Source organism: Bacteroides sp. D22 (genome assembly GCF_000163675.1).
GTDB lineage: Bacteria > Bacteroidota > Bacteroidia > Bacteroidales > Bacteroidaceae > Bacteroides > Bacteroides xylanisolvens.
On the sequence record NZ_GG774869.1, the window covers coordinates 1 to 964 of the forward strand.

At 41.8% G+C, this 964-nt stretch carries 1 protein-coding gene and 1 pseudogene; both read left to right on the forward strand.

What is annotated here, in order from left to right; all coding sequences use genetic code 11:
- The first annotated feature begins 81 nt into the window (after positions 1–81).
- Positions 82–519, forward strand: coding sequence for a DUF6078 family protein (locus HMPREF0106_RS00080; RefSeq protein WP_004319314.1), 438 nt, complete (start codon positions 82–84; stop codon positions 517–519).
- A gap of 244 nt (positions 520–763) precedes the next feature.
- Positions 764–964: pseudogene (locus HMPREF0106_RS26645) on the forward strand (hypothetical protein); the annotation flags it as partial.

Below are 964 nucleotides of genomic sequence, written 5' to 3' on the forward strand. Positions count from 1 at the left end.
ACGTTTTTTCTTTTTCAAACTGTACCTTTCCACAATAAAAACACTACCTTTGTCAATCATGTATGTAATATACAATATAAAATGAACGACAATAAATTAAAAAACAAAACAGTCCCTTTCAACTACGCCCGCTGCTACAACGAGCAATGTCCGAAAGCTTGTAACTGCCTGCGTCGGGTGGCTGCACTTCTCACTACCGCTGACACGTCCTATATCAGCATCGTAAACCCAATGTGTATTCCGGCCACCGGAATTGACTGTCCCCACTTCCAAAACGCAGAAAAGATACATGTGGCATGGGGTATCAGCCACCTGCTGGACAACGTACCTTATAAGGACGGAACAAACATCAAGCAACAACTGATCGGGCATTTCGGAAAAACGCTTTACTATCGCTTTTATCGCGAAGAACGCTTCCTAAGCCCCGCAGACCAAAACTATATCCGCCAGCTTTTTCGCCGGAAAGGTATCACCGAAGAACCGGTCTTTGACAGTTACACGGATGAGTATAATTGGTAAAGCTACGTTCTAACTAGTTTCCAGCCTGCTGAAACTTTTTGTTTCAAGCGCTTGAAACAAAAAGTTTCAAAGGGTGAAACGATTCGTTTCACACCGAGAAACAAACTGTTTCACTACGGGAAACCATTCGTTTCAAGGTATGAAACAAAAAATGGAACGTAAGCACTGTAAGCACTCATTGTATGGCTCTTGTTTATCCTATCAGTCAGTTTTACCTTTGCACAGAACTTAAAATTTTATTCTTATGGACTCTACTGATTGTTTTTTAGAGATTCTTTCTGCTTATCAGTCATCCGACAGTGGTTGCCAAGTCTCTCTTTTGGAGTATTGCCATCGTTTTGGCGTTGATTATTATAAATTCCTTGGCTGGTATCGTCATTACAAGTGTCAATTAACTAACCCCACTCCCCCTTCTGGTGTGCAGCTGACCCCTATTCATGTGAAC